This is a genomic window from Vibrio sp. Isolate33 (assembly GCF_022397895.1).
GTDB lineage: Bacteria > Pseudomonadota > Gammaproteobacteria > Enterobacterales > Vibrionaceae > Vibrio > Vibrio pomeroyi.
The window spans coordinates 661,303-675,972 of sequence record NZ_JAKEUP010000001.1 but is presented as its reverse complement, the minus strand read 5'-3'; the positions used below and the strand labels follow the sequence as shown (position 1 = coordinate 675,972).

Sequence of the window (14,670 nt, the reverse complement as noted above, 5' to 3'; positions counted from 1 at the left end):
ATATTTTGTGAACAAGAATAAGGTTCACTAACAACGTCAGTTGGCTAGGTGACCCTCGGCTTAAGAAGGGTCGATATATACTTTGCAGGTAGCGTGCCAACTTTAAAAAACTCGAATATAGGCTGTTTAATAGCAATTTGGTGCGTATTTGGGCGTTTTATTCGCGTTTTAGAATCACCCTGTTGCATTATGCAATTGCGATTTGCAATTTAATGCTACTGTAGGGTGAGCTAGGTGGTGGTGATCTAGTGTCGCGATGAGATGAGAAGAGATGAAAGGCGAGCACAGCGCGTTTCTGAGTTGTTTGTCTTCTATGGACTCTTCCTACGCCTAAAAACATGGGATTCTAAGCAACTAAGCAACTAATCAACCAAGTTAAAAAGCCCGTGCGATCTGAGATCACACGGGCTTTGTCTTGTTTTGCCTATCAGGTGTATTAGATAGAGTAGAAGAAGTATAGCTGAGACTTCATTCGAATGATGATCCCGCGTATTACATCTAGAAACGCCATGAAGCTAATCGGCTTCTCACCACTTACCCATGCTAAACCGACAGAGCCGACAGGAATATCGTAACCTTCTGCTTCATCGATCTTTAAACGCACAAAGTGGTGCTTGTTCTGAAGGTTTCGACCTGTGGTGACACGCACCTGTTCATCGATACCGAGCAAGCTCGCCTGTGCTTCACCCGTCGCCTCAACAATGCCTTCTACGGTTGCCGAGAATATCTTGCCAGGGTAAACCGCCGTCGCAAATTCTGCAGGTTGACCAACTTTGATGTTACGAATCGCTTGGTGGTTAACTCGCATCAACACGTACTTTTCTTCGGTGTACATTTGAATACGAGGCATCATTGAAACGCGCTGACCTTCACGAAGAATAAAGTTAGTCACAAAGCCATCCGTCGGAGCGGTGACTTTAGTACTGTTAAGATCCCATTGTGCTTGAGCCAATGTTGCCTTCGCTGAATCCACCTCTGTTTGCTTTTTACTAACGTTAGTTTCGGCTTTGTGAATGTCGAGCTTCGCATTTTCTGCATCGACTTCTTTCTTGCTCAGTTGAGATTCCAACGTAGTCACATTGTGAGTCGCCAAATCTACCTTTGCCGTTTGTTGGTCGATGTCAGTTTCAGTAATCGTGTGTTGTACGACACTGTTTTGCTTCTGGTAACGATCGAGCGTTTTCGATTGCAGTACTAAGTCTGTTTTCGCTGACTCTATCTGTGCAATTGAAGCTTTGATGTCTTCTTGCGCCGAGCGATAGCTGACTTTAGCAATGCTGACTTCTTGGCGAGCCGTGTCTAAAGCGACCTCAGCTGACTCAAGTTGAACACTTGCTTTGTCTCTTGCTATCACATACTTGGTGTCGTCAATCTCATAGATCAGTTGTCCTTCTGTCACATCTTGGTTGGGGTGGATATGGACTTTCGTTGTTTTACCCGACACATTGGTTGAGTCTGGACGCAATTGAATGTGCGGAGACTGAACAACCGATCCGCCTGATAAATCCATTGGAGTAAAGTTGAGTAGGCCGACCCATACAAACAATAACCAAGATGTCCCACCTAGGTACGCAAATGCTTTGGTGCCTTTATTCCAAGGCATACCAACCAGTCTAAGTAAATAAATGAACAGTGCCCAAATTGCTAAGCCTTCTAACATGCTTGGCTCTCCTCATCTTGCTTGTCGGTCGTTGCCTGTTCCTTGGGTGCTGCCGGAGATCTCCATGTATCTCTTAGGTTGATGATGGCTTTTTCCATATCAATAAATGCCAAGATTACCGCGAGTACCCATACCCAGTGCCATACGAAGCCAATCCATGTTAGTGCGGTAATCAAACCGAGCTGATGATGATCTTTGCTGTGAGCTTTATTGATTGGTAATTCATGCACACGCCAGAACCCGTAACATGCTGCCGCGATAGTTGCGACCAACACTACACCAGCTACTACGTGTAGTGCAGTATCTGCGCCTGTTCCGACAAATGGGACACTAAGTAAACTCATTGATAAACCCTAGGTTAAATTGAGCGCCGAGTGTGATTGATATCAGATTTATAGGTTGCAAATTTACTAATTACTTTAATAATGGGTTTTATATGATTTGATCTGTAATTTGGATTTCGAGGCTTGGTAGCAAATGAACAATTGTAACTTCCTAAGAGCACTAGGAATTTTAGGTGTATATCAGTATGCAGCGGCCAATCGTGACTTAGATATGGACTCTTTGGGCATTCCAAAGTCAGTATTTGCTAACGCGATGAACTTGATTCCAGTGAATGAAGTGGACCAATGGTATGGCTTACTCGAACAGGAAACCCGCGATCCCGACATTATTTTGAAGCTAGCCGATAGGGTGGATATTGAGAAGCTAGGGCCACTGGCTAACTGGTTTTTCTCTGGTCATGACCTTGCTTCAGCGATTCGTCGAGTCAATATCGGGCTACACTGTTTACAGTCGGGGGCTTTCTTATATGGCGCGCAAGTTGGGACACTCATTAAATGGTGTTATGACAACCCTGAGTATTCTGAGGTTGGTAAAGTGCACGACTCAGTGCGTATCGCGATTTTTATGATGAAGATCCTAAGGCGTTATTTAGGGCCTGATTTCAAACCAGCTGCGGTTTCGATCGCAGGGTATCGTGAGAATACTGAGCTTTATCACGAGTACTTTGGGTGCAATATCCAATGGGGACAACCACGTACTGAGGTTTGGATCCCAAGTAAGCTGAGGTTATCCATTAATCAGTCTCCGGCGGCAGGTAAAATGAGCTTGGCGATGAATTTCCACGATTTAGACAATTATCTCAACATGCCAGATGCAGGTGATGAACATAAGGTGACCTATGAGATGATCAATTACAGTCGTCACTTTGGTTTACCAACCCTTCACAAGGTTTCCAGTTTATTAGGACTCTCTGAGCAGCAGTTTCAACGCCGTTTGCATAAGTTGGGCGTCAACTTTTCCACCATCATGGGTTATGCACTGAGCAATGTCGCCGTGGAATTGTTGAGCTATAAACTCCCGGTCGAAGAGGTCGCGAAACGTTTAGGCTACACCAATGTAGCAAGCTTTAATCGAATGTTTAAAAAGCACCGTGGCTTAACGCCGAAGCAATATGTTGAGCGATTTTGGACGGATTTATAGGTTACGTTTTAGGCCAAGCTTCGTTTTTGTAATAAGCCTGATAGGTAAACTACAGCCCAAGTGCTCAAGATGAAAGGTGCTGTTAATGGCAATAGTGCCAAGGTGTGAAAGCCTAGAGTAATAAGGCAACTTAATAGGATACCTAAGATGACGAATGGCCAAGCTATTCTTGGGTAAAGCACCAGAGCCAAGGTTGCAAGAATCGCGTTGTAACCATAAAGACCTTGGGAAATCAGTTGGTTGTCAGCACCAACCAAAGAGCTATATAGGGTGCTGATCAACACCGCAAACAGTATCCAAACAGCGTGCTTGAAGCTGTTCAGTGCGATTGCGATCAAGACAACTAATCCGGAAAATTCATTATTGATAAAGCTGACTTGGCTGATCCCTTTTAGCAAGGTCACCATAAACGTTGGTAAGTAGGTTCCTACATCTGTGCCGATATTAATGAGTGGCATCAACGCTATGCTGGATGTTGAAAATACTGAAAGCTCAAAGGTTGATTGGACAACATAAATTCCCCAAGAGGTGATAACAAAGGCGCTGGTGTAACCGCGGTATTTTTTAAAACTTAACACAATTTTGGCGATTGGAACGGTGAGTAGGGCACCGAAGACCGTCACAACAGCCAGTGTCGGTGTAACCCCAAAGAAGTTACCAATGAACAAACCGATCAGTGCGCCATTTAACGCATACATACCACTATTAAGATCATGAGTTTTTTTTCTGTTGGTGTTAATACTGTTATGAATAAAGCGAGCTAATGTGTAACTGCAACTGGCACCAAGTAAAGTAAGACAAGCCAGTGGAACGGATTCAATAGAGATAGCTAACAGTAACAGAAAGGATGTTACGACAGATGGTGTGAAATAGACTTGCCCAATACCATTGAGCAAGCCTTGAAGTGGAAGAATGTCCTTATTCGTATTCATCATCTGGCGACAGAATTTCATTATGTTAAATTTTTGATACGCCAGATTGTATACAACTATTCTTGGTTGACCATCTTCGTGTGTTAATTCTGATACCAACGTTCACCATAGGCTTGTTGGTAATCTGGCTTTTCAATGATTCCTTCCTGTTCTGGTACTGTTTCTAGTGGCCCAACAACGGTTCGGTAAGGCAATACGCCAGCCCAAACGGGAACCTCCATATCAGCTTTGTCATCATTCACACCATGCTTACCAATTTTTACCGATGCTTCGGTTAACGGAATCGCCAGTAACTCAGTAGCGGTGAGTTCTTTTTCGTTACTCAGCCTAACCTCATCGGTTCTTCCCGGTGCTATCTGCTCAATGAAGATGTTCAACAAGCGATCCTTTTCTTGGTTGTTATCAATAACTGAAAAAGACCCCAATACCACTGCAGAACGATAATGCGCACTGTGGTGAAATGCCGAACGCGCCAATACCCAACCATCGAAAAGAGTGAACGTTAAACAGGTTGGTTCTCCTTTCTTTAACCCTTTCAGTAAGCGGCTGTTTTTAGCGCCATGAATATAGACCATGTCATCCACTCGCCAAGCAAGCATAGGGATAACCATCGTGCCGTGTTCGCCTTGCAATGCAATGTGTGCGATTAAGCTTTCATCAATGATCTGATGCAGTTTCTCTTGTTCAAATACGGCTTTGTGAGCCCCTTTCTTAATCGTGGTTCTTTTCGTGTTAGATAACATAATCGCTCCTTAATCATTGCCTTTTGATTAATGTAGCGATTAACTGGTCTATTAAATAGAGCCACTTTTAAACACTATTTGGATCCAGTTATGCAGCCTATTGATGTCGGTGACCTACAGTTAGATGAGCAACACAACACGCGCCAAACCGCCTTGTTTCATGCGATCCGAGAGAAGATCGTTCAAGATTTATGGAGCAAAGGCAGTAAGTTACCCTCAACCCGCAAGTTGGCCGCAGAACTGTCGGTAAGTCGAAATACGGTGATCTATGCGTATGAACAGTTGGTCACCGAAGGCTACATCGAGAGCAGACAAGGCTCAGGTTTTTATGTGTCGGTTGAACAGCCAGAGCATTTTCTTAGTTTGTCTCAATCGAGCTATATTCAGAGTTCACATGACTTGAGCACAGAAACTGGTGCACCACCTAGAGTGACACCCAATGACATTAACCGCAGTTTTGCACCGGGTGTCCCTGATCTGGATGCATTCCCGTTTGCTAAGTGGCAGAGACTGTTGCAACGCCACGCTACGAGGCAGAACATTGCGGGCAACCAAGACGTTCAAGGCAGTTTGGCTTTGAGGGAAGCACTTAGCGGTTACCTCGCAAGCAGCCGTTCGGTTCGTTGTCATGCTAATCGAATTATTATCACCGCCGGTGCTCAGCAAGCTATTTCGATAGGTTTAATGGCGACGTTAGCGATGGGCGACCAAATCCTTGTTGAAGAGCCGGGCTATCGACAGGTACATAAAATTATTGACCTGTTGAAGCTCGAACTGGATGGTGTGCGTGTTCGTGAAAAGGTCGGCCTTGATATTGAAAAAGTGCTCTCCAGCAACGCCAAAGCTTTGTATGTTACCCCAAGTAATCAATATCCGATGGGGACGACACTCAATACCGAACAACGCCTCAAACTGATCGATTGGGCCAACAAAAATCAGTCTTGGATTATTGAAGATGACTACGACAGTGAGTTTCAGTTTGCACATCGCCCTTACACCAGTATGCAGGGATTGGCGGGTAAACTCGGGTTTGATGACAGGATCATTTATGTTGGTTCACTGAGTAAAGTCATGTTTAACGGCCTGCGCTTAGGCTACTTAGTTGTACCGGAACATTTGGTGGCGAGATGCCTCGAGATTAAGGATGCGCTCACTGGAGATACTGCTGCACATACACAAGAAGCATTGGCTGACTTTGTTCATGAAGGCGATTTACTAAGACATATAAGAAAGATGCGTCGCGCATACAAACTCAAGTATGAAGCGATGATAGAAGCCATTCAAAGCGAGTTTTACGGTGATCTTGAAGTGATCAGTCAAGCGGCAGGATTGCATGTCACTGTGAAATGGTCGAACGGAATATCAGAACAGGAATGGAGCCGAAGAGCCGAACTTGAGAACATCATCATTCGGCCGTTTGATTTCTATGAATATGGTTCAAGTGATGAGCGAGATTGGAGTGGGGCGGTATTGGGCTTTGGTAATATCCGTTTAGCTGACATAAAGCCGAAGATCAAACAGATCGCTCGGCTTTTTTATCAGTGAATTTGGTAGGGCTTGCTTACAACTTGTCGATTGAAACGGTGGGTTTACCCAACCACTTCTTCCATGGGAGTGACAATGTCACAAAAATGGTCACCGCATACAACATCGACCAGCTTAGGCAGATAAACACTAGAGTACAGATAACTAATGAAACCATTGCGGTATATCTGGAAATGCCAGTTAGTAATCGGCAAGCCGCTAACATCGCAAGCAGGTAAACCAGAACGAAAATACCGTTGGCGAGTTTAAGAAAGAATTCGAGGTCCAAGTTAGACAACTCGCCAATCACACATGAGATCAGCGCGATAAAGCCAATCGCCAACGTTGGGTAAAGAGGTACACCACGACGGTTCAGTTGTGCCATTTTACTTGTCGGGCTGTGCTGGCGAGCTTGAGCCCAGATCATGCGAGACAAGCTTTGGGTATATAGGTTTAGGCTCGCAAAACAAGCAAAGAAACCCAGTACACTGATGACCGTTTTGAAGCCATTGCCAAACAGTTGCTCTGTCACCCATGGAATCGATGCAGCATCAAATTCAGCGGACCCATAAGCCCCAAGTTTAAGAATGACCACTGAACAAGCCCAATACACTAGGCCTGCGACGAAACACCCTGTAATGATAGCGATTGGGAAATCGCGCTGTGGGTTCTTAAATTCCTCTCCCATGTGAGCAAAGGCTTCTATCCCTACAAAGCACCAAAACATCACTGCCAATGCGGCGCCAATAGACCACATCGAGTCGGGTGATATAGCGGGAATCGCAACATCTGCAACGGTGATATCAGCTTTCCAAACAAAAGCACTGACTAAGGCAAAGATCGACAATGCAATCACGGTTTGCAGACGACCAGAAGACTTACTGCCCATCAAGTTGACGGCAATCAGCAGGGCTACAGTAAAGGTCTGAGCACCAAGCGGTGTGTCGAGAGGCGAAGGTAACAGTTGTTGAGCAAAGCCGCCCGCTAATGCAATCGCAGCGGGAATGCCGACAGGAATAACACTCACAAACAGCCAAGCAACACTCGTTTCTAAACGCTCGCTGAACGCTTGGCGTACAAAGTAGGCGGTGCCACCTGCATTAGGGTAGCGTTTCCCTAATGCAGCAAAGGTAAGGGCGATTGGGCAAATGGCGATAAACAAGATTAACCATGCCAATAGCGACAACTGACCTGCGATACCTGCAGCGATAGCGGGAATCATAAACAACCCAGTACCCAGTAAGGTTGTAGAGAGTTGTCCAATTCCGGACATTAGCGTGATTTCTTGTTTGAGTTGTGTCATTCGCTCTCCTAGCTTTTGGTGCTTATTTTGGGGTGGGTAATACTGAGATTGAAAGCATACATTGTCGACATCAATAATACAGCTAGCGAAACGTCGTAAGACACCGCCATTTTGACGGTATTAATCCGTTTAAGCGTGAAAATGTCGGTTGCCATAATGGCTGTTATAAGTCGGAAAGTTGTGTCAAATTAGGCGTTATAAATAGAACAATAAGTGGAAAGAATCAAAAGCATGGATAAATTTGACCGCCAGATTTTGGATATTCTCAAAACCAACGCAAGATGCTCTGTGAGTGATATCGCCCGAGATGTGAGCCTCTCGCGCTCGGCTGTGAATGCCAGAATCAAAAAACTGGAAAGCGACAAAGTGATAACGGGTTATTGCGCTCAAGTGACAGAGCCAAACCAAACGAAGAATGTGTGCGCTTATATTTTGCTGAAATTCGACATGTCGAGCAGCGACCATAGTTGTGAATCTTACGCGCAACGAATCGAGAGCATTGATGGTGTGCAATGGTGTCACTCGATCAGCGGTGAGACCGATATGATGCTGTATGTTGAAGTAGAAAGCATGGAGCGTTTAAATCAAGTTCGCGACCAATTGCAAAGCTATCCAGATCTGCGTCACCTAATGACTCATACTGTGCTGACTGAGTTTTTTAACAAACTGAATCCGACGGTACATTCATGTTAGGCAATATCAACTTAAACCTGCTGCGTTCACTGCATGTGCTTCTAGAAGAGTGTCATGTAAGCCGCGCGGCTCAACGTCTGCATATTACACAATCCGCGGTCAGCCGCCAACTTAGCCAACTAAGAGATTTGTGTGGTGATCCTTTGTTGGTTCGTGATGGTAACACACTGGTTCCGACCAGTCGTGCTCTGCAGCTTAAAGATAAACTTGATGATTTGCTTAGTGAGTTTGACCACCTGTTAGATGATAAGCCATTTGAGCCGCAAGATTGGCACGGTGAGTTGGTGTTGGCTTCGAGTGATTATGTCGCTCAGCACATTCTTCCTGTGATTGTGGCTGAAGTGTCCGCCGAAGCGCCGAACATCAATTTGGCGTATCGATTGTGGCAACCAAACTACCTTGAAGCGCTCAATGAGTCGGGTATTCACTTGGCTTCTAGTATGTTTCCTCAAAAGCCAGACCACGTGTCGAGCATGAAGCTTGGTGAAGATAAGTCTGTGTGTTTGATGCGCAAATCTCACCCGTTGGCTCAACAATCGGCTCTGAGTGCACAAGACATCGTCAATTATTCGCATATAAAGGTGACGGGTGGTGGGGACAAAGACAGCTACGCAGACATTGCTCTAAAGAAACAGGGCCTTAAGCGTCGAATCGCCCTGCAGGTTCCGTTCTTTTCATCGGCGGGTACAGTGTTGATGCAAGATGATTACCTGATGATTGTGCCGGAACACATTGCCTACAACCTAGGTCGACACCTTGAAACGACCTACTTTTCTTTGCCGTTTGATACGGAAATGCACACCTATTGGCTAATGTGGCACCCTAAGTATGACAACGATTCTGCTCACAAATGGGCACGAGAAAAGGCATTCCAAGCTATGCAGAAATCGAGCTACAATATCAGTATGACTTGAAATCATAAGGATGATGATAATCTTTGATTTCAAATAATACCTTCGGCGAATTATGGTGGTTAGCAAGTAAAGGCGTTCAGTTGGAGCGTATGGTTTTATTAGGAATGGAATGATGACAGTAACAATTTGGTTTTCTTTATTAGCTATCTGTTTGTTGGGCGCGATGTCTCCGGGCCCAAGCTTGGCGATGATCGCTAAACACAGTTTGGCTGGTGGCCGTATTAATGGTCTTATTGCAGCTTGGTCACATGCCGCTGGTATTGGTATTTATGCCTTCGCAACCATCGTGGGTTTGGCGGTGCTACTAGAACAATCGCCAATGCTATTTAAAGGGATCAGCTTAGCGGGTGCCGCGTATCTGCTTTACCTTGGTGTGAATGCGTTGCGTTCGAAAGGCGGGGTAGCAGCGAAATTAGAAGCGGGTGAACAGATGAGCTACATGCAGTCTGCTCGCGAGGCTTTCTTGATCTCTATCTTGAGCCCAAAGATCGCGCTGTTCTTTATCGCTCTGTTTAGTCAATTCGTAGCCTTAGGTAATGAACTCAGCAATCAAGTGATCATTGTTTCAACACCGTTGATTGTTGATGGTCTTTGGTACACCTTCATTACCTTGGTGCTATCTAGCCCACTGATCGTTGAACGAATCCGTTCTAAAGCGCAGCTGATTGACCGACTTTCTGGTGTGGTTTTGATTCTGCTTGCAGTTCGTGTGGTTTGGACGATCTAGCGGCCGCTCATACTCCAAAAAAAATACGATACCCATAAAAAAGGCTCACTAGACGTTATCTAGTGAGCCTTTTTAGGTTTTTATCGAGTAGGTTTTTATCGAGTGAGCTTTAGCCTTCTGAGTTCAGAACTTCGTCTAGTTTTTTCATCGAATCTGAAAAGTAAGGGTTGTAGGTTAAACGCGCATGGTTTTTACCTTCTTCGCGATATCCCCATGCTGAGTACCATACTTCACTGGTCGCATTGCACTGTTCTTCAAAGCCTTCAGCCTGACCATTCGAGCAGATTTTCTCGCTGCCATTGATGCCGTAGTACGGATTGTTTGGCGAGAACAGCAAGCCCATGTGCGAACCGTTTGAGATGCGTTGTTCAGGGATCTTCATGCTGTATTGAACCGTGCGAGGATCGTCGAGTGTGGTTTCCCCTTGCCAAATCAACACGTTGTTTGGGTTTGGCATAGATTCAGTAAACGCCTGCTGAACATAGCTAGTATCAATCACACTGTCGCCTTCACTCATCATAATAAACACTGGCTTGTCGAAGTGTTTATCTTGTAAGTCTTCACGCACCACTTCTGATGTCTCGTAATAAACCGAAGCACCGTTCATTGGCAGCGAGTTGTAACGCAATACATTGTCCTCAGGATCTTGATCGGCCCAAGTCACAAAGTAGCTCGCTAGTCCAGCATATTGAACCGCAGACGAACTCGGTTGGAACGCAGGAGAGAACAGCAGCAAACCAGAGATCTTTGGATCATTCATCGCTTGTGACGTGACGAGGTTCGCGCCGGTTGAATAACCGCCAAGCCATACAGAGTCATACTCTTGTTCGAGTAACTTAGTATGGTGAGCCACAACGCCTTGCCAGTCTTCCAAACTTGGCTGCATTAAATCGCCCACACGGCTACCATGGCCTGGTAGCAATACCGTTCTCACTAGGTAACCTTGCTCTGCTAAGTGCGTAGCGATGTCTTTAAACGAATAGGGTGAGTCGCCCAACCCGTGAACCAATAGAACGGCCTTTCCGTTAGGTGTGGCAGGCTGATACTCAGTCGGAGAATTGAGTTGGATCTCCAATTGCTTGTCTTCGGTCATGAACACACGGTTTTTCAGTAACCAATCTTGAGTGTCATTTACGTAGGCATCAAAGCTGTCTTGCTGATATTCAGGCAAGTCAGGAGAGGTTTCGTAAGCTGGGGCGATGGTCTCGTTGGAGCAACCAACGAGACTTAAAGTCGTTAGGGCGAGTAGCGTTAGAATGGTCTTGCTATGCATTTTTTGGTGTTGTCTCTATCGTTTTTGTCTTGAAGCAAAAGCTTAGACTATTTTCTGTTTGAAAGGTCTTCGTATTCACCTTCAATCACACCGGCATCACTGGTTGATGACTGACGAGTGTTCATATGAGCTGCGAAGCCTTGTTTCTTCATTTGATTTTGAATGCGCTTGCCAGTAATTAAAGCTGCAATAGCTAAAGGAATAGCAAGGATCAAGCTTGTGAATAGCGCTAAAAGGCCAGTAAACAGCGCAACAATCGTAACTAAGATATTTTTCATATTCATTCCTCTTTTTCTATGTTGTTACTTTATCGCTTCTATTCTGAACGAAACATGAACGCCGTTAAATAATTACCGAGAGTCACTATGACACGGGTGTGTTGACTTTGGGTGTGTAAATGTAGTCATAAACACGCACTAAAAATATGGAATATAGTCAAGTTCTTTAAAATCAATGAGTTAAAAGTTGGCACAGTTGATGCTCTATAGGGTTTGGAATAAGTCACTGTAAGCAAAGTACTTACAGCTAATAAAAATTACTGGAGCCCCTATATGTTCTGTATTCAATGTGAACAAACCATTCAAACACCCACTGTAAAAGGCTGTTCTTTCGCACAAGGTATGTGTGGTAAAACTTCGGAAGTGTCAGACCTTCAAGATGTGTTGGTGTATTCTCTTCAAGGTGTTTCTTTTTGGGCAAATTTAGGTCGCACTTGCGATGTTATTGATACTGAAATTGACGAGTGGGCACCAAAAGCGTTCTTCGCAACATTGACCAACGTTAACTTCGACCCTGCTCGTATCATCGAATTTGCACAGCAATCTCACGAATTTAAACAGCGTTTAGAGCAAAAAGTTCGCGCTGCCGCGACTTTAATTGGTTTCGACATTCCAGCGCTTTCTCCTGCCGCGCAGTTCAATTTACCAACGGATTCTTCAGAACTCTTGGCACTTGCACCACAAGCAGCAGTTAACCGTGGTCACGACTCTCAACACGAAGATGTGATTGGTCTTCGTCTTCTTTGCCTATACGGCTTAAAAGGTGCTGCGGCTTACATGGAGCACGCACGTGTTCTTGGCCAAACCGATGATGCAATCTTTGCTGAATACCACGAAATCATGGCTTTCTTAGGTACTGATCCAACCGACCTAAAACAGTTACTTGATACATCAATGCAGATTGGCTTGATGAATTACAAAGTAATGGAAATGCTAGACAAGGGCGAGACAGATACATTCGGTCACCCACAACCAACAACGGTGAATGTGAAGACTAAGAAGGGTCACTGTATCCTTGTTTCTGGTCACGACCTTCACGATCTAGAAAAGATCCTTCAACAAACCGAAGGCAAGGGCATTAACGTTTACACCAATGGTGAGATGTTACCTGCGCACGGTTACCCTGAACTGAACAAGTACCCACACCTTGCGGGTAACTACGGTAGCGCTTGGCAGAACCAACAGAAAGAGTTTGCTAACTTCCCTGGCGCAATTGTGATGACGTCTAACTGCCTACTTAACCCAGATGTTGGTGCGTACGCAGATCGTCTATTTACACGTAGCATTGTTGGCTGGCCGGGTGTTGCACACCTTGAAGGCGACGATTTCAGTGCGGTAATCGATTGTGCACTCGCACAAGAAGGCTTCAAGCATGACGAGATCGAGCAAATGATCACTGTCGGTTTTGGTCGCAATGCATTGATGGAAGCAGCACCTGCGGTTGTTGAACAAGTGAAAGAAGGCAACATCAAACACTTCTTCCTTGTGGGTGGTTGTGACGGTGACAAATCTGAGCGTAGCTACTACACAGACTTCACAGCTCAAGCGCCAGAAGATTCAGTTATCCTAACGCTGGCATGTGGTAAATTCCGTTTCAATAAGAACCAATTTGGTGATATTAACGGTATCCCGCGTCTGTTAGATGTTGGCCAATGTAACGATGCTTACTCGGCGATTCAGCTTGCGCTTGCGCTGTCTCAAGAGTTTGACTGTGGCATCAACGAACTACCACTAACGCTGGTTCTATCTTGGTTCGAGCAAAAAGCGATTGTTATCCTGCTTACTCTGTTCGCACTGGGTGTGAAAGGTATCTACACAGGTCCAACAGCGCCTGCGTTCCTAACAGAGAACCTACTAAAGATTATTCAAGACGAGTTCGACATGCGTTCTATTTCAACGCCAGAGCAAGATCTTAAAACAATCTTAGCGGCTTAATGTAAGCCCACTCCCAAGCCCCGTTGTTGCTGTTCTCTTCGAACGTGCAGTGGCGGGGCTTTTTAGATTTAATTTTTTAGTATCAGTAAGGTGTGTGAACTATGTATGCATGGTCGGATAGTGATTCAATTAATTTAGTGTGTTTAAAAAAATGGCACGAGACGCCAGATACGGTCAGCTTTGAGCTTGGCAGTATTCCACAAGACCTACATTTCAATTTTAAGCCAGGCCAGTTCATCACCTTGGGCTTGGATATGCCGACAAAAACCGATTACCGCGCTTACTCGGTCGCTTCTTGTCCTGAAGACAATCGTTTGAAGTTGACGGTTAAGCGTGTTGAAGGCGGCTTGGTGTCTAACTTTATTGTCGATGAGCTTGATGAAGGCGATGAGGTTTCTGTTTTAAAACCTGCTGGTGGCTTTAACTGTATTGATTGCATGCCGACTGAGAGCAAGAAGGTCACGCTAGTCAGCGCTGGTTGCGGGATCACGCCAGTGATGGCGATGGTGAAGTATTGGTTGTCTCAAGACAGCGAGATGGAGATAGATTTCGTCCATATGGCGCGCAATAAGCTTGAGACTATCTATTTCGATGAGCTTCACCAGCTCGATGAAGCGTATGAAAACTTCAACCTTAAGTTGCTGCTTAAAGATAACCAAGGCACTACAGCGCCTCAAGGTCGACTGGATAAGAACTGGTTGGTGAAACTGAGCCCAGACATCCTAGACAGAACCGTCTACCTTTGTGGCCCTGTTGGCTTTATGCAAGACATAGAAAGCTACCTGAAAGAGCTTGAGTTCAATATGGACAATTTCTATCAAGAGAGCTTTACGCCTGCTACTCAGAATGCTCAGTCAGAAGAGTCACAAGTAGAGGCTTCTGGAGATACGAATAGTGCCGTTAAGGTATTTGTCCCGACGTTTGGCAAAGAAGTGGAAGCCGAGGCGGGGACGCCATTAGCCGACTCTTTAGAAAAAGCAGGTGTGCCAATTATTATCGCGTGTCGCAGCGGAATTTGTGGCTCGTGTAAATGTAAAGTGACCAAAGGTTCTGTGGAATCTAGTAGCCAAGAGACACTGACAGCAGAAGAGATTGAACAAGGATACGTATTGGCGTGTTCAAGCACGATTCAGTCGGATGTTGAGGTTGAGTTGTAACAGATATGAAGGCATAGCGAGGCTGGATGTAAAAAGGCCACCTAGA

The 14,670-nt window shown here is 45.2% G+C and carries 14 protein-coding genes; 7 read left to right on the top strand and 7 right to left on the bottom strand.

Annotated elements, in window-relative coordinates; translation table 11 throughout:
• Positions 1-436: 436 nt before the first annotated feature.
• Both L1D37_RS02820 and L1D37_RS02815 read right to left on the bottom strand, forming a co-directional pair.
• Positions 437-1,660 (bottom strand): biotin/lipoyl-binding protein, encoded by a 1,224-nt coding sequence (locus L1D37_RS02820; RefSeq protein WP_239846799.1) that lies wholly within the window; start codon positions 1,658-1,660, stop codon positions 437-439.
• Entirely contained in the window at positions 1,654-2,004 is a 351-nt protein-coding gene (locus L1D37_RS02815; RefSeq protein ID WP_239846798.1) for an MFS transporter, read from the bottom strand. The genes L1D37_RS02820 and L1D37_RS02815 overlap by 7 nt, the downstream gene beginning before the upstream one ends.
• A 133-nt stretch (positions 2,005-2,137) precedes the next feature.
• Here L1D37_RS02815 and L1D37_RS02810 point away from each other — a divergent pair, with 133 nt between their 5' ends.
• Positions 2,138-3,145: an AraC family transcriptional regulator gene (locus L1D37_RS02810; protein ID WP_239846797.1), complete on the top strand. Its 1,008-nt coding sequence runs from the start codon at positions 2,138-2,140 to the stop codon at positions 3,143-3,145.
• A gap of 8 nt (positions 3,146-3,153) precedes the next feature.
• Here L1D37_RS02810 and L1D37_RS02805 read toward each other — a convergent pair whose 3' ends face one another.
• Both L1D37_RS02805 and L1D37_RS02800 read right to left on the bottom strand, forming a co-directional pair.
• A complete protein-coding gene (locus tag L1D37_RS02805) occupies positions 3,154-4,080 on the bottom strand; it encodes an urea transporter (protein WP_239846796.1) in 927 nt (308 codons plus the stop codon).
• An 80-nt stretch (positions 4,081-4,160) separates the two neighbouring features.
• A complete protein-coding gene (locus tag L1D37_RS02800; protein ID WP_239846795.1) occupies positions 4,161-4,820 on the bottom strand; it encodes a pyridoxamine 5'-phosphate oxidase family protein in 660 nt (219 codons plus the stop codon).
• A gap of 90 nt (positions 4,821-4,910) precedes the next feature.
• Here L1D37_RS02800 and L1D37_RS02795 point away from each other — a divergent pair, with 90 nt between their 5' ends.
• Positions 4,911-6,365, top strand: a complete 1,455-nt coding sequence (locus L1D37_RS02795) for a PLP-dependent aminotransferase family protein (protein WP_239846794.1) — start codon at positions 4,911-4,913, stop codon at positions 6,363-6,365.
• 16 nt (positions 6,366-6,381) lie between these two features.
• Here L1D37_RS02795 and yjeH read toward each other — a convergent pair whose 3' ends face one another.
• Positions 6,382-7,647 carry an L-methionine/branched-chain amino acid transporter gene (gene yjeH / locus L1D37_RS02790; protein ID WP_239846793.1) on the bottom strand — a complete coding sequence of 422 codons (1,266 nt, stop codon included), beginning with the start codon at positions 7,645-7,647 and terminating at the stop codon, positions 6,382-6,384.
• A gap of 231 nt (positions 7,648-7,878) precedes the next feature.
• On the opposite strand from yjeH, the gene L1D37_RS02785 reads away from it, so the two are divergent.
• The 3 genes from L1D37_RS02785 (at position 7,879) to L1D37_RS02775 (ending at position 9,981) form a co-directional block, all read left to right on the top strand.
• A complete protein-coding gene (locus L1D37_RS02785; protein WP_176679972.1) occupies positions 7,879-8,340 on the top strand; it encodes an Lrp/AsnC family transcriptional regulator in 462 nt (153 codons plus the stop codon).
• Positions 8,334-9,254, top strand: a complete 921-nt coding sequence (locus L1D37_RS02780; RefSeq protein ID WP_239846792.1) for a LysR family transcriptional regulator — start codon at positions 8,334-8,336, stop codon at positions 9,252-9,254. The genes L1D37_RS02785 and L1D37_RS02780 overlap by 7 nt, the downstream gene beginning before the upstream one ends.
• Before the next feature lie 112 nt (positions 9,255-9,366).
• Entirely contained in the window at positions 9,367-9,981 is a 615-nt protein-coding gene (locus L1D37_RS02775) for a LysE family translocator (protein WP_017630487.1), read from the top strand.
• A gap of 109 nt (positions 9,982-10,090) precedes the next feature.
• On the opposite strand, the gene L1D37_RS02770 is transcribed toward L1D37_RS02775, so the two are convergent.
• Together L1D37_RS02770 and L1D37_RS02765 are read right to left on the bottom strand one after the other, a co-directional pair.
• On the bottom strand, positions 10,091-11,254 hold the full coding sequence (locus L1D37_RS02770) for an alpha/beta fold hydrolase (protein ID WP_239846791.1): 1,164 nt from the start codon (positions 11,252-11,254) through the stop codon (positions 10,091-10,093).
• A 47-nt stretch (positions 11,255-11,301) separates the two neighbouring features.
• A complete protein-coding gene (locus L1D37_RS02765) occupies positions 11,302-11,532 on the bottom strand; it encodes a hypothetical protein (RefSeq protein WP_017630489.1) in 231 nt (76 codons plus the stop codon).
• Positions 11,533-11,805: 273 nt separating this feature from the next.
• Between L1D37_RS02765 and hcp the strand changes: the two genes are divergently transcribed.
• Both hcp and L1D37_RS02755 read left to right on the top strand, forming a co-directional pair.
• Positions 11,806-13,467 (top strand): hydroxylamine reductase, encoded by a 1,662-nt coding sequence (gene hcp / locus L1D37_RS02760; RefSeq protein WP_176679969.1) that lies wholly within the window; start codon positions 11,806-11,808, stop codon positions 13,465-13,467.
• A 101-nt stretch (positions 13,468-13,568) separates the two neighbouring features.
• Positions 13,569-14,624: a hybrid-cluster NAD(P)-dependent oxidoreductase gene (locus L1D37_RS02755; protein ID WP_239846790.1), complete on the top strand. Its 1,056-nt coding sequence runs from the start codon at positions 13,569-13,571 to the stop codon at positions 14,622-14,624.
• Positions 14,625-14,670 lie beyond the last annotated feature (46 nt).

Excerpts from the sequence above, each read along its gene's own strand:
- L1D37_RS02770 (WP_239846791.1), bottom strand. The coding sequence starts at position 11,254 with ATGCATAGCAAGACCATTCTAACGCTACTCGCCCTAACGACTTTAAGT.
- L1D37_RS02815 (WP_239846798.1), bottom strand. The coding sequence starts at position 2,004 with ATGAGTTTACTTAGTGTCCCATTTGTCGGAACAGGCGCAGATACTGCA.
- L1D37_RS02805 (WP_239846796.1), bottom strand. The coding sequence starts at position 4,080 with ATGATGAATACGAATAAGGACATTCTTCCACTTCAAGGCTTGCTCAAT.
- L1D37_RS02775 (WP_017630487.1), top strand. The coding sequence starts at position 9,367 with ATGACAGTAACAATTTGGTTTTCTTTATTAGCTATCTGTTTGTTGGGC.
- L1D37_RS02785 (WP_176679972.1), top strand. The coding sequence starts at position 7,879 with ATGGATAAATTTGACCGCCAGATTTTGGATATTCTCAAAACCAACGCA.
- L1D37_RS02780 (WP_239846792.1), top strand. The coding sequence starts at position 8,334 with ATGTTAGGCAATATCAACTTAAACCTGCTGCGTTCACTGCATGTGCTT.
- L1D37_RS02795 (WP_239846794.1), top strand. The coding sequence starts at position 4,911 with ATGCAGCCTATTGATGTCGGTGACCTACAGTTAGATGAGCAACACAAC.
- L1D37_RS02755 (WP_239846790.1), top strand. The coding sequence starts at position 13,569 with ATGTATGCATGGTCGGATAGTGATTCAATTAATTTAGTGTGTTTAAAA.
- hcp (WP_176679969.1), top strand. The coding sequence starts at position 11,806 with ATGTTCTGTATTCAATGTGAACAAACCATTCAAACACCCACTGTAAAA.
- L1D37_RS02800 (WP_239846795.1), bottom strand. The coding sequence starts at position 4,820 with ATGTTATCTAACACGAAAAGAACCACGATTAAGAAAGGGGCTCACAAA.
- L1D37_RS02765 (WP_017630489.1), bottom strand. The coding sequence starts at position 11,532 with ATGAAAAATATCTTAGTTACGATTGTTGCGCTGTTTACTGGCCTTTTA.
- yjeH (WP_239846793.1), bottom strand. The coding sequence starts at position 7,647 with ATGACACAACTCAAACAAGAAATCACGCTAATGTCCGGAATTGGACAA.
- L1D37_RS02810 (WP_239846797.1), top strand. The coding sequence starts at position 2,138 with ATGAACAATTGTAACTTCCTAAGAGCACTAGGAATTTTAGGTGTATAT.
- L1D37_RS02820 (WP_239846799.1), bottom strand. The coding sequence starts at position 1,660 with ATGTTAGAAGGCTTAGCAATTTGGGCACTGTTCATTTATTTACTTAGA.